Origin of the sequence: Edaphosphingomonas laterariae, assembly GCF_900188165.1 — a bacterium.
GTDB classification, from domain to species: domain Bacteria; phylum Pseudomonadota; class Alphaproteobacteria; order Sphingomonadales; family Sphingomonadaceae; genus Sphingomonas_E; species Sphingomonas_E laterariae.
The window spans coordinates 195188-220628 of record NZ_FZOS01000003.1 but is presented as its reverse complement, the minus strand read 5'-3'; the positions used below and the strand labels follow the sequence as shown (position 1 = coordinate 220628).

Below are 25441 nucleotides of genomic sequence, written 5' to 3'. Positions count from 1 at the left end.
CGTCATCGCAGCGGAAGCCGGTATCGCATGTTCAGGGGAACCCGCTGATGCGCCACTACCGCCCCTCCACCGCCGATCTCCTCTCGGCCGTGTCCGATTTCCTGCGCGAACTCGGTCCCCGGCTCGAAAGCGGCGATCGTTACCAGTCGCTCGTCTGCACCCACATCCTCGCCATGGTCGAACGCGAGCTTCGCGGCGAACCGCTCGCCGACGAGGATGAAGCCGCTCTTGTCGCCGCGATCCGCGCGGGCGATCATGATGGTGATTGGGATGCCACCTTCGCCCGCATCCTCAACCGCACGGTCGCGCGCGTCGCGATCGCCAAGCCCGATCATCTTGCACCGGAGCACCGTTCCTGAATGTCCGATCGCGTCACCCTTGAAATCGCCGGCGGCATCGCCCGCCTCAGCCTCGCCAACCCCGCGCGCCGCAATGCGATCGATCTCGAATTCCTCGAGGATTTCGCCGCCGCCGCGCTCGATATCCAGTCCGATGCCAGCGTCCGCGTCATCCTCTTGCGCGCCGATGGGCCGGTCTTTTCGGTGGGTGGCGATCTCGCCGATATGGTCGCCAACCGGCACCGCGCCGAACGCCACGTCCTTGAAATGGCATCGCTCTTCCACCTCGGCATCGAACGGCTGCAAGCCTCGCGCGCGCCGCTGGTCGTCGCGCTGGGCGGCACGGCGGCGGGCGGCGGGTTCAGCCTCGTCCTCGGTGCCGATCTCGTCATCGCCGGCCAGTCGGCGAAGCTCGTTTCCGCCTATCTCAAGTCCGGCCTCACCCCCGATGGCGGCGCGACCTGGTTCCTGCCGCGCCTCGTCGGCCGGCAAAAGGCGTTCGAGATCATGGCATTAAGCCCCGTTCTTTCCGCCCAGGATGCGCAGGCGCTCGGCCTTGTCGCCCGCGTCGTCGCCGATGATGCGCTCGATGCCGAAGCCACGGCCGTGGCCGCGCAGCTTGCCGCCTTGCCGTCGGATGCCCTGTTCGTCCTCAAGCGCCAGCTTCACGCCAGCCCCGGCCATGGCCTTGCCGATCAGCTTGCCGTCGAAGCCGGCGGCATCGCCCGCTCCGCCGCCCAGCCCGACGTGCAGGCCGCGCTCGACGCCTTCTTCGCCAAGGGCAAATGACCGACATTCTCTCCGCCGATGGCCTCGCGGCGCTCGCCGCCGCGATGCCGCTGGCGGAGGAATTCGGCCCGCACAGCGATCGGCCCTATCTCGCCATCGCGCTCGACGGCGCTGATCCGCTTCATGCCGATTGGCTGCGCGGCCTGCCCTGCCCGGTCATCGGCCTCGGCGCCGGCCCGCTTGGCCCGGCCTGCGATACCGTGCTCGACGATCCCGCCGATCTCGCCGCCATCGCCCGCAACATCCGCGCCACGCCGATCGCCGCGATGGTCCTCGTCCAGCACCTGCGCGCTGCGGAGGGCCTGGACGCTACCGCACACCTCACGGCCGAAAGCTTCGCTTACGCCACGCTCCAGCAAGGCACTGAATTCAAAAAATTTTCCTTCACCCGCCGGCAGCCGGCAGCCAGCAACGCCCCGCTGATCATCATCGATCGCCCCGACGATGCCACCATCCACCTGACCCTCAACCACCCCGCAAACCGCAACGCGATCGACGTCGTCATGCGCGACGCGCTGGCCGAGGCGCTGGATCTCGCGCTCGCCGATCCCGATCGCCCGGCCGTCCACCTTGCCGCCGCCGGCCGCTGCTTTTCCACCGGCGGTGAAGTCGCGGAATTCGGCCTCGCTGCCGATCCCGCCACCGCCCACTGGGTCCGCTCGCTCCGCCTGCCCGCGCACCGGCTGGCGCGGCTGGCCGATCGGCTGACGGTTCACGTCCAGGGCGCGGCGATCGGCGCCGGCGTGGAGATGGCGGCCTTCGCCCACCGCCTCACCTGCACGCCCGATGCCTGGTTCCATTTGCCCGAACTCCAATATGGGCTGATCCCCGGCGCCGGCGGCACCGTCAGTCTGCCCCGCCGGATCGGCCGGCAGCGGACAGCGCAGATGGCGCTATCGATGCGACGGGTGCCGGCCGCGCTCGCGCTTCAATGGGGGCTGGTGGACGCCATCGCGGAATAGGCCATGGCGCCGCCCACCCACGTCCCGCGCACCTGAACGCCCGCAAGGTCGCGCCGCGCCGCCGCCCATGGCCGATCGATCAGGCAGAGATCCGCCACCTCGCCCACCGCCACCCGCCGCGCGGAGCCACCGGGGTCCGCCGCCGTGCCGGTGTAGAGCGCCAGCGCCTGTTCCGCCGTTATCGCCTCATCGGGGCGCAGGCCCGCCGGACGCGTCACCGCCGCCGCCATCGCCGCCCAGGGATCGCTGCCGCCGAAGGGCGCGTCGCTGCCCGCCGCCACCCGGATGCCGGCGTCGAGCAGCGAGCGCAGCGGATACAGGAAGGGCAGATCAGCGGCGTCCACCTCCGCCAGATAGGCCGCTCCCCGCTCGACGATGAAATGAGGCTGCGTCACCACCGTCAGCCCCAGCCGGGCGATCCATTCGATCGCGTGCGGCGGCGCGACGCCGCAATGTTCGATCCGATCGCCGGGATGCGGCCCGGCGGCCTCGATCGCGGCCAGCACCAGCATCAGTTCGGCCAGCGTGACGCAATGCGCGGCGACCGGCCGGCCGGCCTGATGCGCGCCCGCCACCTCCACCACCAGTTGATCGAGGCCCGGCAGATTGTGGTCGTGATAATGCAGCTTCACCGCACCCACGCCGTTCTGCCCATCGAGCGTCCGCCGCCCCATCACGACCAGGCGCTGCGGCAAGCCAGCCCCCAGATAGCGCGCCAGATCGTCGGGGCCGTTGCGCGGCGTCACCTCGGTCAGCCCGGTCACGCCGCGCCGGGCCAGCGCGGCGCCGACCGGCAACAGATCGGGCGGATCGCGGGGCAACCGATCGGCCAGCCAGCTATCGCCGTCGACCAGCCGGCCATCCGCCGGCCCGCCGCCGAGCAGGTCGATCGCCCGGCTATTGAGCACCCACATCCGCCCACCGCGATGCTGGATGCGGATCGGCCGCGCGGGGCCATGGGTGTCGAGCCAGTTGCGATCGATCGGGCCGATACTGTCGTGATAGCCAATGCCGCGCAGCCAGCCGGTACCCGGCGCCCCCGCCAGCGCGGCTGCCAGTTCGTCCAGCGAACGCACGTCGGGCGGCCCGCAGCGCAACGATGCCATCGCGGCGGCCGTGGCGTTGAGGTGGATGTGATGATCGTGCAGCCCCGGCAGCAGCGCCCCGCCGGCCGCCGGCATCACTGCCTCCCCCGAATGCGGCATCAGGAAGGGTGCGATTTCGGCGATCCGGCCATCGGCCAGCCGCACATCGACGATCGCCCCGCCCAGATCGGCATCCTGGATCAGCATTCCCCCAGCACCTCTGCCGTATCCGCCCCCAGCGGCCGGGCCGGCGGCCCCGGCGCGCGCAGCGGATAGAGTGGCGCATCGTCCGCATCGGCCATCGCCTGCCATTCGGCCAGTTGGGCCCCGGTGGCGATGCCCGCCCCGATCGCGTGCGCCACGATGCCAGCCAGCGACAAGGCGATCAGCCGTGCCTTGCCATTACGCCAGGCGGCGAGCGCGGCGAGCGCGGCATGAAGGCCGGTCAGCGGATCGGCGATCGCATCGCCGGCGAAGAGCGGCTCCCCCCAACCCTCCTGCATCGCGTTGGCCAAACCGCCCGCCACAGCCGTGTCATCGCCGAAACCGACGCGATCGGCGGCGGCCCCGTCGCGGCCATGAGCGGTGATCGATACCCAGATCGTCCCGCGCGCCACGGCCGCCGCCGCGTCCACGCCAAGCTGGGCAAGGCCGCGCGGCCGCGATCCTTCGATCACGATATCCGCGCGCGCGATCAGGCGCTGGAGCGCGGCACGCCCATCGGCCGATGCAAAGTCCAGGGCCACGCTTTCCTTGCCGCCATTGAGCAGATCGTAAAATCCGCCATGGCCGGAGCGCGCACCATCGGGCCGGCGGGTGCTTTCCACCTTGATCACCCGGGCACCGGCGCGACCAAGCAACGATGCCGCCAGCGGCCCCGCCCAGAGCGGCGACAGATCGACCACCAGCGGCCTTTCTCCGCTGCGGCAGGGCATTGGAACCGAGGCATGAAACCAGTGTGCACCCGTTGGTGCCGGCATGGCGCAAGCGATGGGCAGGCCGATTTGGATCCCGCGCTCGACCAGCGGCGCCACCGGCAGGCGGGCGGCGATTTCGGTAATGGCGCCCCAATCGCCGGCGCCGGCCTCCAGCCAGGCCGGGATCAGCCCCCAATCATCGTCACGGGCAAGGTTGAGCGCAAACGCCCCGTCGGCTGCGCCGATGATCCGGCACGAGCCATTGGCCGAGCTTCGCCCGCCGCGCCGCAGGCCCATCAGGCGCGCGCGTTCGCCGAGCAGCAGCGCCCCGCTGGCCGGAAGATCGGCAGCAGGCGCCAGCGCGCGCAAGGCAAGCAGGGCAGCGTCCGCCGCAACCGTGAGCGCGGCCGGGCACATCAGCGGCGGGCCATCCGCCTTTCCCGTCACTGCCATCAGCCCGGCGCGCCGCCAGCCAAAAGCGGGATGATCGCCCCCGCCATGCACCGCATCCGCGCGGCCGAGATCGGCAAGCAGCGCGCGGGCGCGTTCGGCGGCGGTGCTATCGGCAGTCACGGGTGGACCATGCCCGGATCGACGGCGCGAGGCGAGCCTCAGTCGACCGTCAAGCCATCAACCCACCCCAGAATGCGCCCATATAGCCGGTCCGCGCCCGGCGCGACGAAGACGTGATGGCCCGACGTGCGCACGACATAGAGGGTGAAATCGGGGCAATTGCCATAATCACGCGGCATCAGGTGCGGCGGCCCGGTCATGTCGCGATCGCCGACCGACAGGAATACCGGCACGTCCAGCTGCCCCAGTTCGCGAACGACATTGCCCGGCATCATCGCATGCGTGCCGACATTGGCGAGCACGCGATCCATCACCTGCCGCAGCGCGCGGCCGGACGGCGTATCCTTGTCATGCACGGGTGCGGGCAGATAGGGCTGATCGCCAAAGCGCGCGCGGGCAAATTCCACCACCCGTGAACGGCCGCCATCGGGCGTTTCGAGCGCGGCGCGAATATCATCGTCGAGATATTCGGGCAGGCCGACCGTGCCGAAGCAGAAGAGCAGCATGGCATGGAAATCGCGCCGTGCCGCCTGATGGACGACGCCGATCATCGCGCCCGCCGAATGGCCGGTGCCGATCGTCGGCAGATCGGCCAGGGCCGGAAGCCCCGCCACCTTGCCGGCCGCGATCCGGCGCCGCAATTCGGCCAGCGCGCGGATATTGGCTTCGGCGACGATCTCCGTCGTCAACGCATAGCCGTCCGCCGGGCGTGTGCTTTCGCCAACGCCCGCTGGATCGATCGTGGCGACGATATGCCCCGCCGCGACCATCGCGGCGGCGAAGCTAAAATCGCCCCCCTCGCCCGCCGGATCGCCGAGATCATAATAATTGCGCGACACGCCACCGCCCGGCACGCACCAGAACAGCAGCGGCCGCGAAGCAAGCACCGCCGGCACGTGGACGTCGAGGGCGAGCGTGATCGGCTCACCCCCGTCGACCAGCGCGCCGACGTCGAGGCGCAGGGTCTCGACGCTCACAGCCCGAGGATCGCGCCCGCCACGCCCGAGGCGCAGAACACGGTCTCGACATTCTTCACCTGATTGGCGGCCAGCCCGCGCAACTGGCGGACCCCTTCGGTGATGTTGTTCATGCCGTGGATATAGGCTTCGCCCATCAGCCCGCCATTGGGGCTGAGCGGCGTGCGGCCGTCGAGATCCATATGGCCGTCGCGGATATAATCCTTGGCCTCGCCCCGCCCGCAAAAGCCGAAGCCTTCGGTCTGGCGCAGGATCTGCGGGGTGAAATTGTCATAGATCATCGCGACATTGGTTTCGCGCGGCGAGATGCCGGCGGCCTTGGTGAGCCGTTCCGTCACGCGGCGCGAAACCTCCAGATCGGTCAGGTCGCCCTCATAATAATCCGAGATGATCTCGTGATTGTTGAGGAAGGCATATTCGGCGCCGAGGATGCGCGCCGGCCGGCTCTTGGTGTCCCGCGCGCGATCCATCCGGGTGATGACCAGCGCAACGCCGCCATCCGATTCCTGGCAGCAATCGAGCAGATGGAGCCAAGGCGCCACGATCCACTTGGAATTCTGGTGGTCTTCCAGCGTGATCGGCTTGCCATAGAACCAGGCGTTCGGGTTGGTCGCGGCATTCTGGCGCAGCAGCACCGCGATGCGGCCAAGATCTTCCGACGTGACGCCATAGCGGTTCATATAGGGTCCGCAGGATAGCGCCTCCCACACCGCCGGCGTCTGCGCGCCATAGGCCATGCACCATTCGATGAAGGTGCTGCTCTTGCCATTGGGCTGGATCTGCAGATTGGGCTGGCCGAAGCGATAGGCGGAACGCTCGTTCATCGCGCGCCACACCACCATCACGTCGCAAAAGCCCGATTCCACGGCCTTCTTGGCGTGAACGAGAGTGGTGACGGAGGACGCGCCGCCCTGGGGCGTGCGCAGCGTATATTTGATCTCCCGGCAGCCGAGGTTGCGCATGAGATCGACCTCGTCCGAATGATCGAGATCGAAGGTCAGGCAGCCATCGACGTCCTTGGGATCAATGCCGGCATCGTCGAGTGCGGCGAGCACCGCTTCGGCCATCAATTGCTGTTCGGAACGCCCCGAATTTCGCGAAAATTCGGTCTGCCCGATGCCGACGATGGCGGCCTGCGAATTGCGATCGACCATGATCAGCCCTCCTTCGCCGGATGGAAGACGGGGATCTTGTGGCCCCCGCGCGTGGTGGCGAAAGCGACTTCCACCTTCATGCCGAAGCGCATGTCCTGCGGCGCGACATTTTCGACATTGGTGACGAAGCGCAGCCCCTCCTCCACCTCGACCAACGCCACCACCGGCGGCTGATCGAAGCCGAAGGCCGGCGGGTGGATCGGCATCACCCAGCTGATCACCGTGCCACGACCCGACAATGGCTGTTCCTGCCGGTCCTTGCTGCGGCATTCGGGGCAGATCGGCCGGGGCGGATGCCATAGCCGGCCGCATCCGCCGCATTTCTGCGCCACGAAGCGCCCTTCGTTCGCGGCCCGCCAGAATGGTGCGCCGTCCACCGTCATGATCGGATCCGGACGGTTGGGATTGGGATTGACGTCGCTCACGGCCCCCTCCTTCATCGCGGCCCCGGTCATTGCCAGGGGCTCTTCATCTGCTGCTGCGTGGCGCGCGGCGGATCGCAGGCGATCGCGCCCTCCCCGGCCAGCGCGTCGATCCCGGCTTCGTCATAGCCAAGGCCGTGCAGGATCGCGGCGGTATCCTTGCCCACGATCAGCGGCGGCCCCTGGATCACACCGGGCGTACCCGACAGTTCGTAGGTAAGCCCCACCTGTTCCAGCTTGCCGACCGCCGGATCATGATATTCGGTCGTCCAGTTGCGCTGCTTGAACAGCGCATTGTCGAACAGGCCGAGCGAGTAGCGATCGTCCGAAAGCTCGCCTGGAACACCGGCTTCGGCCAGCGCCATCAGCGCCAGCGCCGCCGTGCGCCCGGCGAAGAAGCCAGCGGCGTCATCGCCGGCCAGCCGGTCGAACGCCGCCTTTTCGGCATCGCTGACGGCGGCCACCTGCACCCAGCCATCCTGCGCCTGATAGAGCCGGTAATGGCCGGAAAAGCCGGTCTGATCCTTGTCCAGCCGCGGCCGGGGGATCGCCGCGCCATCGGGCTTCGCAATGGCGTAGCTGGTGTTCAGAAGGCAGGCGTTGATGATCGAGGTATCGACGAACTGCCCCTTGCCGGTGCGTTCGCGATCCTTGAGCGCGTTGAGGATGCCGACCGCCGACAGGAAGCCGTTGCCGGTATCGCCGAGCGACGAGAGGCTCCAGATCGGCTTGCCGCCGGCATGGATCGCGCCGTCCTCATGCTGGATGCCCGCCAGGCAGGCGCCGGTCTGGTCGTTCCCCGGCAGGCCCATGCGCGGCCCCTTTTCGAACCCGCGCGTGTGGCAATAGATCAGCCGGGGATGTTCCTTGGACAGCGTTTCATAATCGATGCCGAGCCGCTGGGCCGCATCGTAGCGCATATTGTGCTGCACCACGTCCGCGCTGGCGATCAGCTCCTTCAGGATCGCCATCGCCTTGGGATGCTTAAGCATCAGCGCGATCGAGCTTTTGCCGCGATTGGCGACGTAGGCGATGTGGTTCTTGTGCCAGTAGGTATCCCACAGCGCGTTGATCTTGATCACTTCCGCGCCAAGATCGGCGAGCAGCTGGCAGCCGAACGGCCCCGCGATGGCAAGGCCGAGATCGAGCACGCGAATGCCCTTCAACGGGGCATCGCCCGCCGGCGCCTTCGCGGTCGCGGCCACGGGATCGGGCAGCGCTGCGGCTTCCGCCTTCACGGCGCCGGTATCGGCGCCGCGCGCATGCGCCGGCCCCTGCACCGCGCCCTGGCTGTTCGACAGGCGATAGGTGATGCCGACCTGGTTGATCGGCCCCAGTTCGGGGTCGTCCACCGTCGTCACGCAACGATCGTCGATCAGCAGCGGATCGGTGAGCGATTCTTCGAGCGAGCGGCATTCCTGCATCGTCATTTCGGCGACGCGCGCGGCCTCCACCCATTCGGCCGCGCTGAACTTGGAAATCGCGTCCTGCAGGATTGGCTGATAATGCGCCATCACCAGCAGTTCCTCCGGCCCGATGCCGAAGCGATCGGGATCGTTCTGCACGGTAAGATCGGGCGAGGCGTTGAGCGTGTCGCCCGCCGACGCGCCAAGGATGAAGCGCGGATTGGGCACCCAATTATGCACCCAGCGCCCATCCTTGCACTGGAAATGGCCCTTGGGCGACTTGGAGCTCAGGATCCAGGTGTTGAAGCCCGGCGCGTCCGGTTCCTCCATGCGCTGCCACACGCCCGCCGCGCAGGCCATCGCGCCCTGCTGGAGCGAGGTGCTGACCTTCTGGCCACGCCCCGTCTTCTCGCGCGCGAAGAGCGCGGCGGCAACGCCGGTCGATGCCGAGAAGAAGGCGCCGAGCGACGGCCATGGCGAGGAGACGAACAGCGGCCCTTCGCGATCCGCGCCCTGCACCCATTCGGGCTGGATGTCGGCCGCCTCGACGAACGGGTTTTCACGGCCGGTCATGTGCCAGACCGCACCTTCGGCATAGCCACGTTGTTCGAACTGCAGGCCGACCCGCGCCGCAACCAGCGCATCATAGCCCTTGCGATCCTGATCGGGCGTGCCTTCGCCATAAGCGGTGATCGAGCAATAGATCAGCTTCGGGTTGATCGCCGCCAGCGTGTCATAATCAATGCCCAGCCGCTTGGTGACGCCGGGCGAAAAGCTTTCGATCAGGACGTCCGCATCGGCCGCGAGTTTGAGAAACAGTGCGTTCTCGCCGGCGTCCTTGAGGTTCAGGACGGCGCTGCGCTTGCCGCGATTCCAGACCTTGTAGCCAAGCATGTGCGAGAACGGATCGCCTTCCGGGCGTTCGATCCGCGTTACCTGCGCACCATGATCCGCCAATAGCATCGCCGTCATCGGCCCGGCTATCCCCCAGGACAGATCGAGCACCTTGAGGCCGTCGAGAACGCCGGACATTAAGCTCTCCTCATCATCGCCCCGCGTCTTCGCGATGGCCGTTGCGCGCGACGCGGGAGATCACCCGAACCGCCAACATGAATCCAATTCACCTTGAAAGCCACGCACTGTCAACTGGCAAGCGGATTGCCGCGTCATTGGGCGGCATCACTCCGCACTGAGAGCGTTTTTGGCAGCGCGAGTGACCATATGCGCAATCGCATGCCGATTTTCGCCACGAAGACCGCTTGAAATGCGCGTGCCCCACCGATACAGCCGATCCCGTGCAACGCCGCCGCCAGCGCGGCGGATAAAGAGGAGTGTTGAGGGCATGGCCGTACATTCGCTCGCCTATCTTGTCGTAGGCGCCCGCGATCTCGATGCCTGGACGCGTTACGCCGAATCGGTTGTCGGCATGATGCGGACGGAATCGAACGAGAAAGACGTTCTGCTCTACCGCCTCGATCATCGCACGTTCCGGTTCCGGATCGAAGCGCATGATGCGGACAAGCTGCTTGCCAGCGGCCTGGAATGCGCGACCCGCGCGAATTGGGAAAAGGCGCTCGCGAATCTCGAAAAGGCGGGTGTCGCGGTCGAGAAGGCCAGCGCCGCCGAAGCCAAGGCGCGCGGCTTCCACGACATGTTCCGCTGCGTCGATCCGGCGGGCAACCCGCTGGAAATCGGCTGGGGCCACATCGTCGCCGGCACGCCGTTCGTCTCGCCGGAAGCGGTGGACGGCTTCGTCACCATGGACGGCGATCTCGACATGGGCTTCGGCCATGCCGTGCTGCCGGCCCCGAATATCGACGAGACGCGCGCTTTCTATGTCGATCATCTCGGCTTCGCCAATTCGGACGAGATGCGCGTCTATCTGCAGGGCGGCCCGGAAGATCCCGGCATCGGCATGCACTTCCTGCACGCCGGCGGCCCGCGCCACCATGTGATCGGCCTTGCCCAGTTCCCCAATCCTTCGGGCATGGTGCACACGATGGTCGAGGTCGCCACGCTCGATGAAGTGGGCATCGCGCTCGATCGCGCACTGGCGGCCGGCACGCATATCTCGTCGACGCTGGGCAAGCACACCAACGACAAGATGGTCGGCTTCTACATGCGTACGCCGGCCGGCTTCGACATCGAATATGGTTATGGCGGCATCCGCCCCGACTGGAACAATTTCACCCCCACCTTCACCATCAAGGAAGACCTGTGGGGCCACAAATGGGATTTCGGCCAGTGACTGAAGTGACATTCGACAAGCGCATGACGGTCGACGAGATCGTCGGCCAGCTCAAGGACGGCATGACGATCGGCATCGGCGGCTGGGGCCCCCGGCGCAAGCCGATGGCGCTGGTGCGCGCCATCCTCCGGTCTTCGCTGAAGGACCTCACCATCGTCGCTTATGGCGGCGCGGATGTCGGCATGCTGTGCGCGGCCGGCAAGGTGAAGAAGCTGATCTTCGGCTTCGTCTCGCTCGATGCGATCCCGCTGGAACCCTATTTCCGCAAGGCCCGCGAATCCGGCCAGCTGCCCGACATTCTGGAGCTGGACGAAGGCATGCTGCAGTGGGGCCTGAAGGCCGCCGCGATGCAGCTTCCCTTCCTGCCGACCCGCGTCGGCCTGGGCACGGACATCGCCACCTATGGCAATTTCGAGACGGTGAAGTCGCCTTATGCCGACGGCGAAGTGCTGCTGGCGATGCCGGCGCTCAAGCTGGATGCGGCGCTGATCCACGTCCACCGCGTCGATCATCGCGGTAACGTCCAGGCGCTCGGCCCCGACACCTATTATGACGAGTGGTTCGCGAAGGCCGCCGCCAAGACCTATGTCTCGGCCGAGGAAGTCGTCGAGCGGATGGACCTCAGCTATCCGGACGACGCCAAGGCGAACGTGTTCGAGCGTTGCTTCGTCACCGGCGTGGTCGAAATCCCGCAGGGCGCGCACCCGACATCGCTGCCGCCGAGCTATGGCTGGGACATGGGCCACTTCAAGGCCTATGCCGCCAGCGCCGCCGAAGAAGGCGGCTGGGACAAGTATATGGCCGAAGTGATCGGTCCCGACGAAGCCCATTATCTGGCCGCCGTGGGCGGCGCCGAGAAGGTGGCCCAGCTGCCCCTCCCGATCTTCTGAGGACCAAGGCATGAGCGTTTCTGATTGTTCGCTGGCCGAACTGCTGATCGTCGCCTGTTCCGAGGCATGGCGCGGCAATGGTGAAGTCGTCGCCACCGGCATCGGCCCGGTTCCGCGCCTCGGCGCGAGCCTCGCCAAGCTGACGCACACCCCGCAGCTGATGATGACCGACGGCGAAGCCTATCTGGTGGAAGAGCCGGTGCCCGTCGGCCCGCGCGGCTATGACGATCGCAAGGCGGCGGGTTACCTGCCCTTCTCGCGCTTCTTCGATTCCGCGGTGTGGACCGGCCGTCGCCACGCGATGGTTTCGCCCACGCAGATCGATCGCTTCGGGCAGACCAACCTGTCCTATCTGGGCGGCAGCTACCAGCAGCCGAAGACCCAGATGCTCGGCGCGCGCGGTTTCCCCGGCAACAGCATCTATCATATCAACTCGATGTTCGTGCCCTTCCACTCGAAGCGACTGTTCGTCGAAGGCGAGGTCGATATGGTGTCGAGCGTGGGCTACAACCCCGCGCGTCGCATCCCGGGCGGCAACTATTCGGGCGTCGATCTGCGCGTCATCGTCACCAACCTCTGCGTGATGGATTTCGGCGGCAAGGACAACGCGATCCGCGTTATCTCGCTCCATCCGGGCGTGACGATCGAGCAGGTGCGCGAAGCCACCGGCTTCGAGCTGCAGGTGGACGGCGATCTGCCGACCACGCCGCTGCCGACCGAGGAACAGCTGGCGATCATCGCCAAGCTTGACCCGCACAACCATCGTGCGACCGTCATCAAGGGGAATCCCCCGGCGATCGCCAAGGAGTCCGTAGCATGAGTGCAGGCGCCGCGCAGGCAACTGTCCCCGTCCTCGACGGCTGGTTCACCACCGCCGGCGCGGCGCCGCACCTGATCGGCACGCGGTGCTCGGGCTGCGGGACCTATTATTTCCCCAAGCTCGAAACCTTCTGCCGCAATCCGGACTGCGAAAGCTCGCAGTTCGAAACGGTCGAGCTTTCGCGCACCGGCAAGGTCTGGTCGTTCACCAACGCCTGCTACAAGCCGCCCGAACCCTATATCGCGGCCGAACCCTTCGTGCCCTATACCATCGCAGCGGTGGAGCTTGAGCGCGAGAAGATGGTCGTGCTCGGCCAGGTCGTCGAAGGCGTCGGCGTGGAAAGCCTGAAGGCCGGCATGGAAATGGAACTGGTGCTCGAAACCATTCCCGATGCGACGCTGCCGGAAGGCAAGCTCACCTGGAAATGGAAGCCCGTGGAAGGAGCCGGCCAATGAGCGGCGAGATCGCGATCATCGGCGTCGGCATGCACCCCTGGGGCAAATGGGGCCGCAACTTCGCTGAATATGGTGTCGCAGCCGCGCAGGCGGCGATCCGTGACGCCGGTATCCACTGGCGCGACGTGCGCTTCATCTCCGGCGGCGGCACCGTCCGCAACGGCTATCCCGGCTATGTCGCCGGCGCCACGATCGCCCAGGCGCTCGGCTGGCAGGGTGCGGAGGTCAACACCTCCTACGCGGCCTGCGCCTCCGGCTCGCAGGCGCTGGCGGCTGCCCGCACCAAGATCCTGTCGGGCGATTGCGAGGTCGCGCTGGTCGTCGGCGCCGATACCACGCCCAAGGGCTTCCTGGCCCCGGCCAAGGGCGAACGCCCGGACGATCCCGATTGGGTTCGCTTCCGCGTCGGCATCACCAACCCGACCTATTTCGCGCTCTATGCGCGCCGCCGCATGGAAATCTACGGCGACACGCAGGACGATTTCGCGCTGGTGAAGGTGAAGAATGCCGAACATGGCTTCACCAACGAATATGCGCGCTATCGCAAGAAGTTCACGGCTGAGGACGTCGCCGCGTCGGCGATGGTGGCCGATCCGCTGCGGCTGATGGACGTGTGCGCCACGTCCGACGGCGGCGCCGCGCTGATCGTGTGCAGCCTCGATTATGCGAAGAAGATCGGCAAGGGCGATGCCGTGCGCATCGCCGCGATCTCGACGGTGACGCCGAGCTTCCCGTCGGCGCTGGTCGAAATGCCCGATCTCGCCACCGACAGCGCGGTCGCGGCCGCGCCCTTGAGCTTCCGTTCGGCGCTGCCGACCAAGGCCTATGAGCAGGCCGGCGTCGACCCGAAGGACGTTTCGGTCGCCGAGGTTTACGACCTGTCGACCGCGCTCGAGCTCGACTGGATCGAGGATTGCGGCCTGTGCGCACGCGGCGAGGCGGCAGCGCTGACCCGTTCGGGCGCAACCCGCATCGGCGGGCGCATCCCGGTCAACCCGTCGGGCGGGCTCGCCTGCTTCGGCGAAGCCGTGCCGGCGCAGGCGCTGGCGCAGGTGTGTGAATTGACGTGGCAGCTGCGCGGTCAGGCGGGTTCCCGCCAGGTCGAAGGCGCCAAGGTTGGTATTACCGCGAACCAGGGCCTGTTCGGCCATGGCTCGTCCGTTATCGTGGTGCGTTGATGGCTTACGACCCCCTGAACAACATTCTGACCGAGCGGCTGGGTTGCCGCGTGCCGGTGATCCAGACCGCGATGGGCTGGGTTGCCGAACCGTCGCTGGTGATCGCGTCGACCAACGCGGGCGCCTTCGGCTTCCTTGGCGTCGCGGTGATGACGCCCAAGGAAGCGGCCGAGAAGATCAAGATCGTCCGCGAAGCGACGACCGCGCCGTTCGGCGTGAACTTCCACATGTTCCAGCCGGGCGCGTCGGAGATCGTCGATCTCGTCATCGCCAATAAGGATCGCGTGCGCGCCGTCAGCTTCGGCCGCGGGCCGGACAAGAAGATGATCCAGCGTTTCAAGGACGCCGGCATCCTCTGCGTGCCGACCGTGGGCGCGGTGAAGCACGCGCAGAAGATGGTCGAACTCGGCGTCGACATGGTGACCGTGCAGGGCGGTGAAGGCGGCGGCCATACCGGCGCCGTGCCGACCACCGTGCTGCTGCCGCAGGTGCTGGACGCGGTGAAGGTGCCGGTGATCGCCGCCGGCGGCTTCGCCGATGGCCGTGGCCTCGCCGCCGCGCTCGCTTTCGGTGCTGTCGGCATCGCCATGGGCACGCGCTTCCTGATGACGCAGGAAAGCCCGCTGCCGCAGAAGGCCAAGGACGTCTATCTGAAGGCCGGCACCGACGACATCATCGTCACCAAGAAGATCGATGGTCTGCCGCAGCGCATGGTCCGCACGCCCTTGTTCGACAAGATCGAAAGCTCCGGCACGATCGGCATGTGGCTGCGCGCGATGGAAGGCGGCCTCGAAATGAAGAAGCGCACCGGCGCCAGCTGGGGCGAGATGATCCAGGCGGCCAAGGGCATGACCAGCCATGGCGGCCTTAGCTTCATGCAGGCGATGCTCGCCGCCGCCGCGCCGACGCTGATCCAGAAGGCCGTCGTCGAAGGCGACATCGAAAACGGCCTGCTCGCCACCGGCGTCGTCGGCGGCCGGATCAACAAGCTGCCGACCTGCGCCGAACTGATCGCCGACATCGAGCGCGAGGCCCGCGCCCACATCGCCGCGCTGACCGGCGCCCCCGCCGCCGCCAACGCCGCGGCCTGAGGAGAGACAGAACCATGCCCATTCGCACCCATGTCGAGGACCGCATCGGCGAGATCATCATCGACCATCCGCCGGTCAACGCGCTCGATTCCGATGGCTGGAACGAGTTGCCCGAACACATCACCGCCATGGGTCTGCGCGACGACGTGCGCTGCATCCTGATCCGCGCCGAGGGCAAGGGTTTCTGCGGCGGCGTCGACATCAAGGAGATGCAGGCCAATCCGGGTCTGATCACCAAGCTGAACCGCGGCAATTACCGCACGTTCAAGGCGATCCACCTGAACCCGCTGCCCGTCGTCACGGCGGTCCACCGCTTCGTGATCGGCGGCGGCATCGGCATCTGCGGCGCGTCGGACGTCGTGATCGCGGCCGAGGACGCCTATTTCTCGCTGCCCGAGGTCGATCGCGGCGCGATGGGCGGGGCGAGCCACCTGCAGCGCATGTTCCCGATCCAGAAGGTGCGCGCCGCCTTCTTCACCGGCGGCAAGATCGACGCACAGGAAGCCTATCGCCTCGGCGCGGTCGAGATGGTGGTGCCCAACGACCAGCTCGTCACCAAGGCGCGCGAATTCTGCGCGGTGATCGCCGGCAAGAGCCGCAAGGCGCTGACCATCGCCAAGGAAGCGCTGAACGGCCTGGAGCCGCGCGACGTGGATCAGGGCTATCGCTGGGAACAGGGCTTCACGCTCGAAATGTACATGCACGAAGACAGCCAGAAGTCGCGCGACGCCTTCGTCCACGACAAGGGCCAGGCGGCGAAGTTCTAAGCCATGGATCTCAACTACACCCCCGAACAGATCGCCTTCCGCGCCGAAGTCCGCGCGTGGATGGAGGCGAACGTCCCCAAGACCCCGCTCAAGACGCTGGAAGGCCGCGAAGGCTATGACCAGCATGTCGAGTGGGAACGCACGCTCGCCTCCGGCAACTGGGGCATGGTGACGTGGCCGGAAGCCTATGGCGGCCGCAACCTCGATCTGATCCGCTGGCTGATCTTCGAAGAAGAATATTATCGTGCCAAGGCGCCGCTGCGCGCCAACCAGAACGGCATCTTCCTGCTCGGCCCGACCATCATGGAATATGGCACGGACGAGCAGAAGGCCCGTTTCCTGACGCCGATGGCCAAGGGCGAGATCATGTGGGCGCAGGCCTGGTCGGAACCCAATGCCGGGTCCGACATGGCGGCGATCCGCAGCCGCGCCGTGCGTGACGGCGATCATTATGTGATCAGCGGTCAGAAGACCTGGTCGAGCCGCGCGGCCTTTGCCGACTGGTGCTTCGGCCTGTTCCGCACCGATCAGGACAGCAAGCGCCACAAGGGGCTGAGCTTCATCCTGCTGCCGCTCAATTCGCCGGGCGTCACCGTGCGCCCGATCCGCCAGTTGCATGGCGAGACCGGCTTTGCCGAAATCTTCTTCGATGAAGTGCGCGTGCCGGTGGAAAACCGCATCGCCGGCGAAGGCGAAGGCTGGAACGTCGCGATGGCCACGGCGGGCTTCGAACGCGGCCTGATGCTGCGCTCCCCTGCCCGCTTCCAGGCGACCGCCAAGCGGCTGGTGGAGCTTTATCGCCAGCATGCGGCGACGGCGTCGCCGGCGGCGCGCGAGGCGGTGACGCAGGCCTGGGCGGATGCCGAGGCCTATGCGCTCAACACCTATATGGTCGCGTCGACCATCCAGGCGGGCGGCCATATCGGCGCCGAAGCCAGCCTCAACAAGATCTTCTGGTCCGAACTCGACCGCGCGATGCATCGCGTGTCGATGAGCTTGCTCGGCGCGGCGGCGGAACTCCGCACCAATGCCGATGGCAGCCTCAACGAATGGCTGGAAGGCTATATCTTCTCGCTCTCCGGCCCGATCTACGCCGGATCGAACGAGATTCAGCGCAACATCATTGCCGAGCGTCTGCTCGGCCTGCCGAGGTAAGCTCGATGGATTTCCGCTTCACCGAGGATCAGATCACGCTGCGCGACAGCGTGCGCGAATATCTCGAAGGCACGCACACGCCCGAATTGCTCCGCAAGCTGGACGAACATGGCAATCGCGACCCCCAGGTCTGGAACGGCCTGGTCGAAATGGGTCTCGCCGGCCTGCTCGTGCCCGAGGATCAGGGCGGGCTCGGCATGGGTCTGGTCGAAGCCGCTTTGATCGCGGTCGAACTCGGCCGCGCCGATGTCAGCGAACCGATCGTCGACACCGCCTTCGTCGCCGCCCCGTGGCTTGCCGCCAAGGGCCAGACCGACCGGCTGGGCGACATCGCCGCAGGCGAGCTCAAGGTCGCGCTTGCGCATGACGTGAACCCGTGGATCGCCGATCTCGATCAGGCGGGCGCCGTGCTTTCCAACGGCGCGCTGGCCGATGTCGCGTCGTCCCCCGTGGTGATGGATTCGGTCGATCCGCTGCGCCGGCTTTCGGCGCGCGGCGCGCTGGGCGGCAATGATCCGCTGCTGCTCGACCTCGCCGCCCTGATGTCGGCCGCCCAGTTGATCGGCGCGGCGGACCGGATGCTCGCTCTGTCCGTGGATTATGCCCAGCAGCGCGAACAGTTCGGCCAGCCGATCGGTTCGTTCCAGGCGGTGAAGCACCATGCCGCTTCGGTTGCGGTGAAGGTGGAATTCGCCAAGCCGGTGCTGTGGCGCGCGGCCTATGCGCTGCAGAACGGCCATGCCCGTGCCCCCATCCATATCAGCCACGCCAAGCTGGCCGCGACCGACGCCGCGATCTTCGCCGCCGAAACCGCGATCCAGATCCATGGCGCCATGGGCTACACCTATGAAGTCGATCTCCATTTCTGGATGAAGCGCGCCTGGGCCCTTGCCGGTGCGTGGGGAGATCGTACCTTCCACCTGAAGCGCATCGATGACGCCGTGATCGGCGGCGGCATCGATCTTGGTCCCGATCGCACCTTCGCAAGCGAGATGATCCATGCCTGAAGCCTATATCGTCGACGCCATCCGCACCCCCACCGGCAAGAAGAAGGGCAGCCTGGCTGCCATGCACCCGGCCGATATGGGCGCGATCCCGATCAAGGCGATCGTCGAGCGCACCGGCATCAACCCCGACGCCGTTGACGACGTCGTGTGGGGCTGCCTGGACGCGATCGGCCCGCAGGCCGGCAATATGGGCCGCACCGCCTGGCTCGCCGCCGGCTACACCGAAGCGGTGCCGGGCGTGACGATCGACCGCCAGTGCGGTTCGTCGCAGCAGGCGATCCACTTCGCGGCGCAGGGCGTGATGAGCGGCACGCAGGATCTGGTGATCGCCGGCGGCTGCCAGAACATGAACGCCATCCCGATTTCGGCGGCCATGTATGCCGGCCAGGCCTATGGCTTTGAAACGCCCTTCTCCGGTTCGCCGGCCTGGGCTGCCCGCTATGGCGACGAGGAAGTGAACCAGATCTACGCGGCCGAAAAGATCGCCAGGACCTGGGGCATCAGCCGCCAGGACATGGAAGTGTTCGCGGCCGAGAGCAACGCCCGCGCCGAACGCGCGATCGACGAAGGCCGTTTCGACAGCCAGATCGTGCCCGTCGGTGATTTCAAGATGGACGAAACCGTCCGTCGCGGCACCACGCTGGAAGGGCTCGCCGGTCTCAAGACCGTGCGCGAAGGCGGCCTGATCACCGCCGGCGTGTCGAGCCAGATTTCGGATGGCGCGGCCGCCGTGCTGATCGCCAGCGAAGCGGCGGTGAAGGCCCACGGCCTGAAGCCGCGCGCGCGCATCCACCACCTCACCGTGCGTGGCGACAGCCCGATCTTCATGCTGACCGCGCCGATCCCGGCGACCAAGCATGCGCTGGCCAAGGCCGGCATGAAGCTGTCGGACATCGATCTGGTCGAAATCAACGAGGCGTTCGCCAGCGTGGCGCTTGCCTGGGCGAAGGATCTCGACGCCGATCTGTCGAAGGTGAACGTCAACGGCGGCGCGATCGCGCTCGGCCACCCGCTCGGCGCGACCGGCGCCAAGCTGATGACGACGCTGCTTTATGAGCTGGAGCGCACCGGCGGCCGTTACGGCCTGCAGACGATGTGCGAAGGCGGCGGCCTCGCCAACGTCACCATCATCGAAAGGCTCTGATGCCCGTCTACGCCTTCGAAGGACTGGTTCCGGTCGTCGATCCGGCGTCCTATCTGCACCCCACTGCGGTGCTGATCGGCGACGTCGTGATCGGCCCGGGCTGCTATATCGGCCCGGGCGCGTCGCTGCGCGGCGATTTCGGGCGCGTGCTGGTCGAAGGCAATGCCAGCGTGCAGGACAATTGCACGCTGCACACCTCGTCGGAGAGCGATTGCATCGTCGGTTTCGGCTGCACGATCGGCCATGGCGCGGTGCTGCACGGCTGCCGGCTCGGCCGGAACGTGCTCGTCGGCATGAACAGCGTCGTCCTCGACGATGCGGAGATCGGCGAGGACAGCCTGATCGGCGCCCTGAGCCTGGTCAAATCCGACATGCGGGCACCGGCGCGCAGCCTGATCGCCGGCAACCCTGCGAAGGTGGTGAAGGAAATCCCGGCGGATAACGTGTTCTGGCGGATGGGTGAGGATGGCGAATATGTCCGCCTTGCCCGCCGCTCGCTCGCGGATCTCGTCGAATGCGAACCCCTGACCGCGATGGAACCCGGACGCGGCCGCCCCGAAGGCGGCGCACGCGCGGTGCGTTTCAAGCGGTCGAACTGAGATTGATACGGAGGAATTGAACGTGGGCATTTGCGAAGGGCGCGTGGCGATCGTGACGGGGGCCGGCAACGGCCTGGGCAAGGCCTATGCGCTGGGCCTCGCCGCCGAAGGCGCCAAGGTGGTCGTCAACGATCTGGGCGTCGGCACGCACGGCGAAGACGGCGCGACCAAGGGCGCGGCCGAACTGGTGGTCGAAGAAATCCGCGCGATGGGCGGCGAAGCCGTGGCCGACACCGGCGACGTGGCCGACTGGGATGCCGGCAAGCGCATGGTCGACCTCGCCGTTTCGACCTTCGGTCGCCTCGACGCGGTGGTGAACAATGCCGGCTTCGTGCGCGACCGCATGTTCGTTTCCTGCACGCCGGAAGAATGGGATGCGGTGACCCGCGTCCACCTGCGTGGCCATTTCTGCACCAGCCGCCACGCGGTCGATTACTGGCGCGCCCAGCAGAAGGCCGGCAACCCGATCGACGCGCGCATCATCAACACCACGTCGGGCGCGGGCCTGCAGGGTTCGATCGGCCAGAGCGCCTATGCGGCGGCCAAGGCCGGCATCGCCACGCTAACGCTGGTCCAGGCGGCGGAACTTGCGCGCTATGGCATCACCGCCAACGCGCTCGCCCCCAATGCCCGCACCCGCATGACCGCCACCGCGTTCGACATGAGCGTGGGAGAAGGCGAATTCGACGTGTTCGCGCCGGAAAACATGGCGCCGCTGGTCGCCTATCTGGTCAGCGAGCAATCGAAGAAGGTGACCGGCCAGGTGTTCGAGCTGAAGGGCGGCAACATCTTCCTGTCGCAGGGCTGGACCGACAGCCCCAATTTCGACAAGGGCGCCCGCTTCACCGCGGACGAGCTTGGCCCGATCGTCGAAAAGCTGATGGCGGAGCGCGAGCCCGCCAAGCCGGTCTACGGCGCGGCCTGAGCCCATGTCCGCGGGACTGACCGACGATCAGATCTTCATCCGCGACAGCGCGCGGAATTTCCTGCGCGACCAGGCGGATTTCGATCGGCTGCGCAAGGCCGTCGACGGCGCCGGCTGGGACCGCGAGCTGTGGGCGAGCTTCGCCGGCGAGCTGGGTTTCGCCGGCATCGGCATCTCCGAAGCCAATGGCGGCGCCGGGCTCGGCCCGGTGGAACTGTCGCTGATCGCGCAGGAACTGGGCAGCACGCTGGCGCCGATCCCCTGGTTCGAAACCGCCGTGCTGGCGGCAACCGCGATCGCCGAAGCGGGCACCGAGGCGCAGCAGGCCACCCTGCTCGCCCCGATCGCCCGTGGCGAGGCGATCGCGACGCTGGCGATGCGCGATGCCGCCGGCCAGCCGCTGCCCGACGGGATCGGCCCGGTTCTGACCAAGGACGGCGCCGGCTGGCGATTGACCGGCCGCGCCCATTTCGTGCCCTTCGGCGAAGCGGCGGACCTGCTGGTCGTCGCGGCCCGCACGGCGGGTTCGACGGGCTGGGACGGCATCAGCCTGATCGCGCTGCCGGCCGCCAATCTGAAGCGCGAAGGGCTGACCTCGCTCGATCTCACCCGTCCGCTCGCCCATGTCGATCTCGATCTGGCGGTGGATGACGATGCGATCCTGGGCGAAGCCGGCCAGGCCGGCCCGGCGCTGCGCCGCACGCTGGCGATCGCGTCCGCCATCCTCGCCTCCGAACAGGTGGGCGGCATGGCCCGCACGCTTGACGAGACGGTGGAATATTCCAAGCAGCGCGTGCAGTTCGGTCGTCTGATCGGCTCCTTCCAGGCGATGAAGCATCGCATGGCCGACATGAAGCTGTGGCTGGAAGCCGCCCGCTCTGCCGCTGCCATGGCCGCCGACGCGGTCGAGCGGAATGGCGACGACATGGAAACGCTGGCTTCGTCGGCCCGCGCTTATTGTTCGGACGCCTATCTGCGCATCACGGCGGACGGCATCCAGCTCCATGGCGGCATCGGCTTCACCTGGGAGCATCACGCCCATCTGTTCTTCAAGCGCGCGCGCGGCACCGCCTCGCTGCTCGACTCCCCTGCTCATCAGCGCGAGCTTGTCGCCCGCGCCATCATCGATACGGAATAAGCCCGCATGACCAGCATTCCTGCTTACCCCACCCCCGTCGGCCTGCTGAAGGGCAAGACTGTCGTCGTCACCGCCGCCGCCGGCACCGGCATCGGCTTCGCCACCGCCAAGCGCGCGGCCGAAGAAGGCGCGACCGTGCTGATCAGCGATTTCCACGAGCGCCGGCTGAACGAAGCCGCCGACAAGATCGCCGAAGCCGTGGGCACCCGCCCCTTCGTGCACATCTGCGACGTCACCAATGAAGAGCAGGTCCAGGCCCTGCGCGACGCGGCCGTCGCCCAGCTCGGCCATGTCGACGTGCTGATCAACAATGCCGGCCTCGGCGGCGAAGTCGATGTCGTCGACATGACCGACGACCAGTGGAACCGCGTGATGGACGTGACGCTGACCAGCGTGTTCCGCATGACCCGCGCCTTCCTGCCGCACATGCAGGGCCGCAAGACCGGTGCGATCGTCAACAACGCCTCCGTGCTCGGCTGGCGCGCGCAGAAGGGCCAGGCCCATTATGCTGCCGCCAAGGCCGGCGTGATGGCCTTCACCCGCTGTTCGGCGGTGGAAGCGGCCGAACATGGCGTCCGCATCAACGCGGTGTCGCCTTCGATCGCGATGCACGCCTTCCTCGCCAAGGTGACGACGGACGATCTGCTGGCCGAACTCACCAAGCGCGAAGCCTTTGGCCGCGCCGCCGAAGTGTGGGAAATCTCCAACGTCATGCTGTTCCTGGCGTCAGACCTTGCCAGCTACATGACGGGCGAAGTCGTTTCGGTTTCGAGCCAGAGGGCCTGACGCGATGACCGCCAGGATTTATGCCAAGCCGCATGATCTGGTCGGCCAGGAAGGCACCAAGCTGGGGCCGACCGATTGGCTGACGATCGACCAGAAGCGCATCGACGGCTTTGCCGAGGTGACGGGCGATCACCAGTGGATCCACGTCGATACCGAACGCGCCAAGACCGGCCCGTTCGGCCGCACGATCGCGCACGGCTATCTGACGCTCAGCCTTGCCAACTTCTTCCTGCCGCAGCTGATCGACGTGCAGGGCTTCGTCCATGCCGTGAATGTCGGCACGGATAAGACCCGCTTCCTTGCCCCCGTTCCCGAAGGTTCGCGCATTCGCGGCGTCGGCGAGATCGTCGGCGTGGAGGAGATCAAGGGCGCGATCCAGCTCGTCGTCCGCATCACCATCGAAATCGACGGCAGCGACAAGCCGGCCTGCGTCGTCGATACCATCGGCCGCTACTTTCCGGAGTAAGAGAGAGATGCCCACGCACGAACAGATGGTTGCCGCCGTCCACGCTTATGTGAACGCGTTCGCCAACAGCGATCCGGCCGCGGTTGCCGCCCTGTTCGCGCCCGACGCATCGGTCGAGGATCCGATCGGCTCGCCGGCCCATATCGGCCATGACGCGATCCTCGCTTTCTACACCGCGTCGATGCAGACCGGCGCCAAGCTGACGCTGGAAGGCCCGATCCGCACCGCCGGCAACCATGCCGCCTTTGCTTTTTCCGTCGCTTTGGCGTTCAAGGATACGGCACGGATCGACGTGATCGATACCTTCCGCTTCAACGAGGACGGCAAGGTCGTCGAAATGCGGGCCTATTTCGGCCCCAACAACATGCAGGGAATGTGATCAGTCATGCGTGAAGCCGTTATCGTTTCCACCGCCCGCACCGGCGTCGGCAAGGCCTATCGCGGCGCTTTCAACGACACCGAAGCCCCGGTCATGTCGGGCCATGTCGTCAAGGCCGCCGTCGAGCGTTCGGGCCTCGATCCCGCCCGCATCGACGATATCTTCCTGGGCGTCGGCACGCAGAGCGGCACGCAGAGCTACAATCTCGGCCGGCTGACCGCCGCGACCGCCGGCCTCGGCCAGTCGGTCGCCGGCTTCGCGCTCGATCGCAAGTGCGGTTCGGGCCTGACCGCCGTCGCGCTTGCCGCGCGCTCGATCATCGCGGGCGACATCGACGCGGCCGTCGCCGGCGGCGTGGAATCGATCTCGCTGACGCTCAACAAGCATGCGATGACCTATCGCAACCGCAGCAAGGCGGTGATCGCGGCCGAACCCCACGCCTATATGGCGATGATCGAAACCGCCGAAATCGTGGCCGAACGCTACGGCATCAGCCGCGAGGCGCAGGACGCCTTCTCGGCGCTGAGCCAGCAGCGCGCCGGTGCCGCCACCGCCGCCGGCCGCTTCAAGGACGAGATCGTGCCGATCACCGTCGAAAAGGCGCTGTTCGACAAGGAAGGCAACGAAACCGGCAAGGAAAGCGTCACGCTCGATCGTGACGAAGGTATTCGTGGCGACACGACCGCCGAGGCGCTGGCCAATCTGAAGCCTGTCTTCAAGAATGGCGATATCGTCAAGGAAGGCCGCTTCATCACCGCCGGCAATGCCAGCCAGCTTTCCGACGGCGCGGCCGCCCAGGTCGTCGTCGATCGCGCCATCGCCGAGAAGGAAGGCCTGCCGATCCTCGGCATCTATCGCGGTTTCCAGGTCGCCGGCTGCGCGCCGGAGGAAATGGGCATCGGCCCCGTCTTCGCCGTGCCGAAGCTGCTCGAGCGCGCGGGCCTGAAGGTGTCGGACATCGGCCTTTGGGAAATCAACGAAGCCTTCGCTTCGCAGGCGATCTACTGCCAGCAGAAGCTGGGCATCGACCCCGAATTGCTGAACGTGAACGGCGGCGGCATCGCCATCGGCCACCCCTTCGGCATGACGGGTTCGCGCCTCGTCGGCGCCGCGCTCCTCGAAGGCAAGCGCCGTGGCGTGAAATATGCCGTCGTGTCGATGTGCATCGCGGGCGGCATGGGCGCCGCCGGCCTGTTCGAGATCGTCTGATGATCACCATCAACGTCACCACCCGCGACGGAGAGCGCCAGCAGATCGACGGTGTCGAGGGCTCGGCGTTGATGGAGATGCTGCGCGACGCCGGCCTCGGCGTCGACGGCACCTGCGGGGGCATGTGCTCGTGCGGGTCGTGCCACGTCTATATCGCGAACGGCGCGGGCCTGCCTGCGCCGATCGAGGATGAACAGGATATGCTGGAAGGAATGGCCGAGATCGTCGAGGTCCGCCCCTCCTCCCGCCTCTCCTGCCAGATCCTGCTCAAGCCCGAGTTCGACGGCCTCGAAGTCGAAATCGCGCCACAATTCTGATGCCATGCGCCGTCATGCTGAACCCGCTTCGGCATGACGGCGCAGCGATGATGGATCCTGACGACCCTCGGGAGAACGGTCTGCCGCAAGGCACGCCGAGCGTCAGATGGAACTATATCCGCCGCCCCTGACGTTGTTTGCACGTTGCCTCGGCGGCTCCAACGCGCGACGGAACCGACCCTGGTCCTTCGGACGAGCCACCAGCCCTCGCGGATGCCCGCTCGATCGGATTGAGATCGGAGCA

General features: G+C 66.9%; 27 protein-coding genes. 21 read left to right on the top strand and 6 right to left on the bottom strand.

From position 1 onward, the window contains the following. Positions 1–47: 47 nt before the first annotated feature. From CHB74_RS04975 to CHB74_RS04965, 3 genes are read left to right on the top strand one after another with little or no spacing between them, the layout of a single operon-like run. A complete protein-coding gene (locus CHB74_RS04975) occupies positions 48–359 on the top strand; it encodes a DUF6285 domain-containing protein (RefSeq protein WP_089218499.1) in 312 nt (103 codons plus the stop codon). Next, positions 360–1127, top strand: a complete 768-nt coding sequence (locus CHB74_RS04970) for an enoyl-CoA hydratase/isomerase family protein (RefSeq protein WP_089218498.1) — start codon at positions 360–362, stop codon at positions 1125–1127. Continuing rightward, positions 1124–2089, top strand: a complete 966-nt coding sequence (locus tag CHB74_RS04965) for an enoyl-CoA hydratase/isomerase family protein (protein ID WP_089218497.1) — start codon at positions 1124–1126, stop codon at positions 2087–2089. The genes CHB74_RS04970 and CHB74_RS04965 overlap by 4 nt, the downstream gene beginning before the upstream one ends. Here the strand turns inward: CHB74_RS04965 and CHB74_RS04960 are convergent. The 6 genes from CHB74_RS04960 to CHB74_RS04935 are packed head-to-tail and all read right to left on the bottom strand — an operon-like array spanning position 2056 to position 9655. Next, complete coding sequence (locus tag CHB74_RS04960; protein ID WP_089218496.1) at positions 2056–3381, bottom strand: amidohydrolase family protein; 1326 nt, start codon at positions 3379–3381, stop codon at positions 2056–2058. The two genes, CHB74_RS04965 and CHB74_RS04960, sit on opposite strands and share 34 nt — an antisense overlap. Next, on the bottom strand, positions 3375–4664 hold the full coding sequence (locus CHB74_RS04955; RefSeq protein ID WP_245842633.1) for a CoA transferase: 1290 nt from the start codon (positions 4662–4664) through the stop codon (positions 3375–3377). The genes CHB74_RS04960 and CHB74_RS04955 overlap by 7 nt, the downstream gene beginning before the upstream one ends. A gap of 38 nt (positions 4665–4702) precedes the next feature. Then, a complete protein-coding gene (locus tag CHB74_RS04950) occupies positions 4703–5641 on the bottom strand; it encodes an alpha/beta hydrolase (protein WP_089218495.1) in 939 nt (312 codons plus the stop codon). After that, the gene (locus CHB74_RS04945; RefSeq protein ID WP_089218494.1) at positions 5638–6795 is read right to left on the bottom strand and encodes a thiolase C-terminal domain-containing protein; all 1158 of its coding nucleotides are present in this window, start codon (positions 6793–6795) and stop codon (positions 5638–5640) included. The genes CHB74_RS04950 and CHB74_RS04945 overlap by 4 nt, the downstream gene beginning before the upstream one ends. 2 nt (positions 6796–6797) lie before the next feature. Then, positions 6798–7220 (bottom strand): Zn-ribbon domain-containing OB-fold protein, encoded by a 423-nt coding sequence (locus CHB74_RS04940; RefSeq protein ID WP_089218538.1) that lies wholly within the window; start codon positions 7218–7220, stop codon positions 6798–6800. Positions 7221–7246: 26 nt separating this feature from the next. Beyond that, the gene (locus CHB74_RS04935) at positions 7247–9655 is read right to left on the bottom strand and encodes a CaiB/BaiF CoA transferase family protein (protein ID WP_089218493.1); all 2409 of its coding nucleotides are present in this window, start codon (positions 9653–9655) and stop codon (positions 7247–7249) included. A 310-nt stretch (positions 9656–9965) separates the two neighbouring features. On the opposite strand from CHB74_RS04935, the gene CHB74_RS04930 reads away from it, so the two are divergent. From CHB74_RS04930 to CHB74_RS04845, 18 genes are read left to right on the top strand one after another with little or no spacing between them, the layout of a single operon-like run. Next, positions 9966–10871: a VOC family protein gene (locus CHB74_RS04930; RefSeq protein WP_089218492.1), complete on the top strand. Its 906-nt coding sequence runs from the start codon at positions 9966–9968 to the stop codon at positions 10869–10871. Continuing rightward, positions 10868–11761, top strand: a complete 894-nt coding sequence (locus CHB74_RS04925; RefSeq protein ID WP_245842631.1) for a CoA transferase subunit A — start codon at positions 10868–10870, stop codon at positions 11759–11761. Before CHB74_RS04930 ends, CHB74_RS04925 begins: the two co-directional genes overlap by 4 nt. Before the next feature lie 10 nt (positions 11762–11771). Continuing rightward, complete coding sequence (locus CHB74_RS04920) at positions 11772–12581, top strand: CoA-transferase subunit beta (protein ID WP_089218490.1); 810 nt, start codon at positions 11772–11774, stop codon at positions 12579–12581. Continuing rightward, positions 12578–13036, top strand: coding sequence for a Zn-ribbon domain-containing OB-fold protein (locus tag CHB74_RS04915; protein WP_089218489.1), 459 nt, complete (start codon positions 12578–12580; stop codon positions 13034–13036). Before CHB74_RS04920 ends, CHB74_RS04915 begins: the two co-directional genes overlap by 4 nt. Continuing rightward, positions 13033–14214, top strand: a complete 1182-nt coding sequence (locus tag CHB74_RS04910) for a lipid-transfer protein (RefSeq protein WP_089218488.1) — start codon at positions 13033–13035, stop codon at positions 14212–14214. Before CHB74_RS04915 ends, CHB74_RS04910 begins: the two co-directional genes overlap by 4 nt. Beyond that, positions 14214–15305, top strand: a complete 1092-nt coding sequence (locus CHB74_RS04905) for an NAD(P)H-dependent flavin oxidoreductase (RefSeq protein WP_089218487.1) — start codon at positions 14214–14216, stop codon at positions 15303–15305. Before CHB74_RS04910 ends, CHB74_RS04905 begins: the two co-directional genes overlap by 1 nt. Before the next feature lie 14 nt (positions 15306–15319). After that, positions 15320–16072 (top strand): enoyl-CoA hydratase family protein, encoded by a 753-nt coding sequence (locus CHB74_RS04900; protein ID WP_089218486.1) that lies wholly within the window; start codon positions 15320–15322, stop codon positions 16070–16072. A 3-nt stretch (positions 16073–16075) separates the two neighbouring features. Continuing rightward, the gene (locus tag CHB74_RS04895; RefSeq protein WP_089218485.1) at positions 16076–17227 is read left to right on the top strand and encodes an acyl-CoA dehydrogenase family protein; all 1152 of its coding nucleotides are present in this window, start codon (positions 16076–16078) and stop codon (positions 17225–17227) included. Positions 17228–17232: 5 nt separating this feature from the next. Continuing rightward, positions 17233–18234 (top strand): acyl-CoA dehydrogenase family protein, encoded by a 1002-nt coding sequence (locus CHB74_RS04890; RefSeq protein WP_089218484.1) that lies wholly within the window; start codon positions 17233–17235, stop codon positions 18232–18234. Then, on the top strand, positions 18227–19378 hold the full coding sequence (locus tag CHB74_RS04885) for an acetyl-CoA C-acetyltransferase (protein WP_089218483.1): 1152 nt from the start codon (positions 18227–18229) through the stop codon (positions 19376–19378). The genes CHB74_RS04890 and CHB74_RS04885 overlap by 8 nt, the downstream gene beginning before the upstream one ends. Continuing rightward, a complete protein-coding gene (locus CHB74_RS04880; protein ID WP_089218482.1) occupies positions 19378–19977 on the top strand; it encodes a gamma carbonic anhydrase family protein in 600 nt (199 codons plus the stop codon). The genes CHB74_RS04885 and CHB74_RS04880 overlap by 1 nt, the downstream gene beginning before the upstream one ends. Before the next feature lie 22 nt (positions 19978–19999). After that, positions 20000–20902 carry an SDR family oxidoreductase gene (locus CHB74_RS04875; RefSeq protein WP_089218537.1) on the top strand — a complete coding sequence of 301 codons (903 nt, stop codon included), beginning with the start codon at positions 20000–20002 and terminating at the stop codon, positions 20900–20902. A gap of 4 nt (positions 20903–20906) precedes the next feature. Continuing rightward, positions 20907–22040, top strand: coding sequence for an acyl-CoA dehydrogenase family protein (locus CHB74_RS04870; RefSeq protein WP_089218481.1), 1134 nt, complete (start codon positions 20907–20909; stop codon positions 22038–22040). 6 nt (positions 22041–22046) lie between these two features. Beyond that, the gene (locus CHB74_RS04865) at positions 22047–22826 is read left to right on the top strand and encodes an SDR family oxidoreductase (protein WP_089218480.1); all 780 of its coding nucleotides are present in this window, start codon (positions 22047–22049) and stop codon (positions 22824–22826) included. A gap of 4 nt (positions 22827–22830) precedes the next feature. After that, positions 22831–23292, top strand: coding sequence for a MaoC family dehydratase (locus tag CHB74_RS04860; RefSeq protein ID WP_089218479.1), 462 nt, complete (start codon positions 22831–22833; stop codon positions 23290–23292). A gap of 7 nt (positions 23293–23299) precedes the next feature. Beyond that, positions 23300–23671, top strand: coding sequence for a nuclear transport factor 2 family protein (locus CHB74_RS04855; RefSeq protein WP_089218478.1), 372 nt, complete (start codon positions 23300–23302; stop codon positions 23669–23671). Positions 23672–23677: 6 nt separating this feature from the next. Beyond that, on the top strand, positions 23678–24880 hold the full coding sequence (locus CHB74_RS04850; protein WP_089218477.1) for a thiolase family protein: 1203 nt from the start codon (positions 23678–23680) through the stop codon (positions 24878–24880). Then, positions 24880–25197, top strand: a complete 318-nt coding sequence (locus CHB74_RS04845; protein ID WP_089218476.1) for a 2Fe-2S iron-sulfur cluster-binding protein — start codon at positions 24880–24882, stop codon at positions 25195–25197. Before CHB74_RS04850 ends, CHB74_RS04845 begins: the two co-directional genes overlap by 1 nt. Positions 25198–25441: the final 244 nt, after the last annotated feature.

Coding starts and splice junctions, on each gene's coding strand:
- CHB74_RS04975 (WP_089218499.1), top strand. CDS start 48: ATGCGCCACTACCGCCCCTCCACCGCCGATCTCCTCTCGGCCGTGTCC.
- CHB74_RS04970 (WP_089218498.1), top strand. CDS start 360: ATGTCCGATCGCGTCACCCTTGAAATCGCCGGCGGCATCGCCCGCCTC.
- CHB74_RS04965 (WP_089218497.1), top strand. CDS start 1,124: ATGACCGACATTCTCTCCGCCGATGGCCTCGCGGCGCTCGCCGCCGCG.
- CHB74_RS04960 (WP_089218496.1), bottom strand. CDS start 3,381: ATGCTGATCCAGGATGCCGATCTGGGCGGGGCGATCGTCGATGTGCGG.
- CHB74_RS04945 (WP_089218494.1), bottom strand. CDS start 6,795: ATGGTCGATCGCAATTCGCAGGCCGCCATCGTCGGCATCGGGCAGACC.
- CHB74_RS04935 (WP_089218493.1), bottom strand. CDS start 9,655: ATGTCCGGCGTTCTCGACGGCCTCAAGGTGCTCGATCTGTCCTGGGGG.
- CHB74_RS04930 (WP_089218492.1), top strand. CDS start 9,966: ATGGCCGTACATTCGCTCGCCTATCTTGTCGTAGGCGCCCGCGATCTC.
- CHB74_RS04920 (WP_089218490.1), top strand. CDS start 11,772: ATGAGCGTTTCTGATTGTTCGCTGGCCGAACTGCTGATCGTCGCCTGT.
- CHB74_RS04915 (WP_089218489.1), top strand. CDS start 12,578: ATGAGTGCAGGCGCCGCGCAGGCAACTGTCCCCGTCCTCGACGGCTGG.
- CHB74_RS04910 (WP_089218488.1), top strand. CDS start 13,033: ATGAGCGGCGAGATCGCGATCATCGGCGTCGGCATGCACCCCTGGGGC.
- CHB74_RS04905 (WP_089218487.1), top strand. CDS start 14,214: ATGGCTTACGACCCCCTGAACAACATTCTGACCGAGCGGCTGGGTTGC.
- CHB74_RS04900 (WP_089218486.1), top strand. CDS start 15,320: ATGCCCATTCGCACCCATGTCGAGGACCGCATCGGCGAGATCATCATC.
- CHB74_RS04895 (WP_089218485.1), top strand. CDS start 16,076: ATGGATCTCAACTACACCCCCGAACAGATCGCCTTCCGCGCCGAAGTC.
- CHB74_RS04890 (WP_089218484.1), top strand. CDS start 17,233: ATGGATTTCCGCTTCACCGAGGATCAGATCACGCTGCGCGACAGCGTG.
- CHB74_RS04885 (WP_089218483.1), top strand. CDS start 18,227: ATGCCTGAAGCCTATATCGTCGACGCCATCCGCACCCCCACCGGCAAG.
- CHB74_RS04880 (WP_089218482.1), top strand. CDS start 19,378: ATGCCCGTCTACGCCTTCGAAGGACTGGTTCCGGTCGTCGATCCGGCG.
- CHB74_RS04870 (WP_089218481.1), top strand. CDS start 20,907: ATGTCCGCGGGACTGACCGACGATCAGATCTTCATCCGCGACAGCGCG.
- CHB74_RS04865 (WP_089218480.1), top strand. CDS start 22,047: ATGACCAGCATTCCTGCTTACCCCACCCCCGTCGGCCTGCTGAAGGGC.
- CHB74_RS04860 (WP_089218479.1), top strand. CDS start 22,831: ATGACCGCCAGGATTTATGCCAAGCCGCATGATCTGGTCGGCCAGGAA.
- CHB74_RS04855 (WP_089218478.1), top strand. CDS start 23,300: ATGCCCACGCACGAACAGATGGTTGCCGCCGTCCACGCTTATGTGAAC.
- CHB74_RS04850 (WP_089218477.1), top strand. CDS start 23,678: ATGCGTGAAGCCGTTATCGTTTCCACCGCCCGCACCGGCGTCGGCAAG.
- CHB74_RS04845 (WP_089218476.1), top strand. CDS start 24,880: ATGATCACCATCAACGTCACCACCCGCGACGGAGAGCGCCAGCAGATC.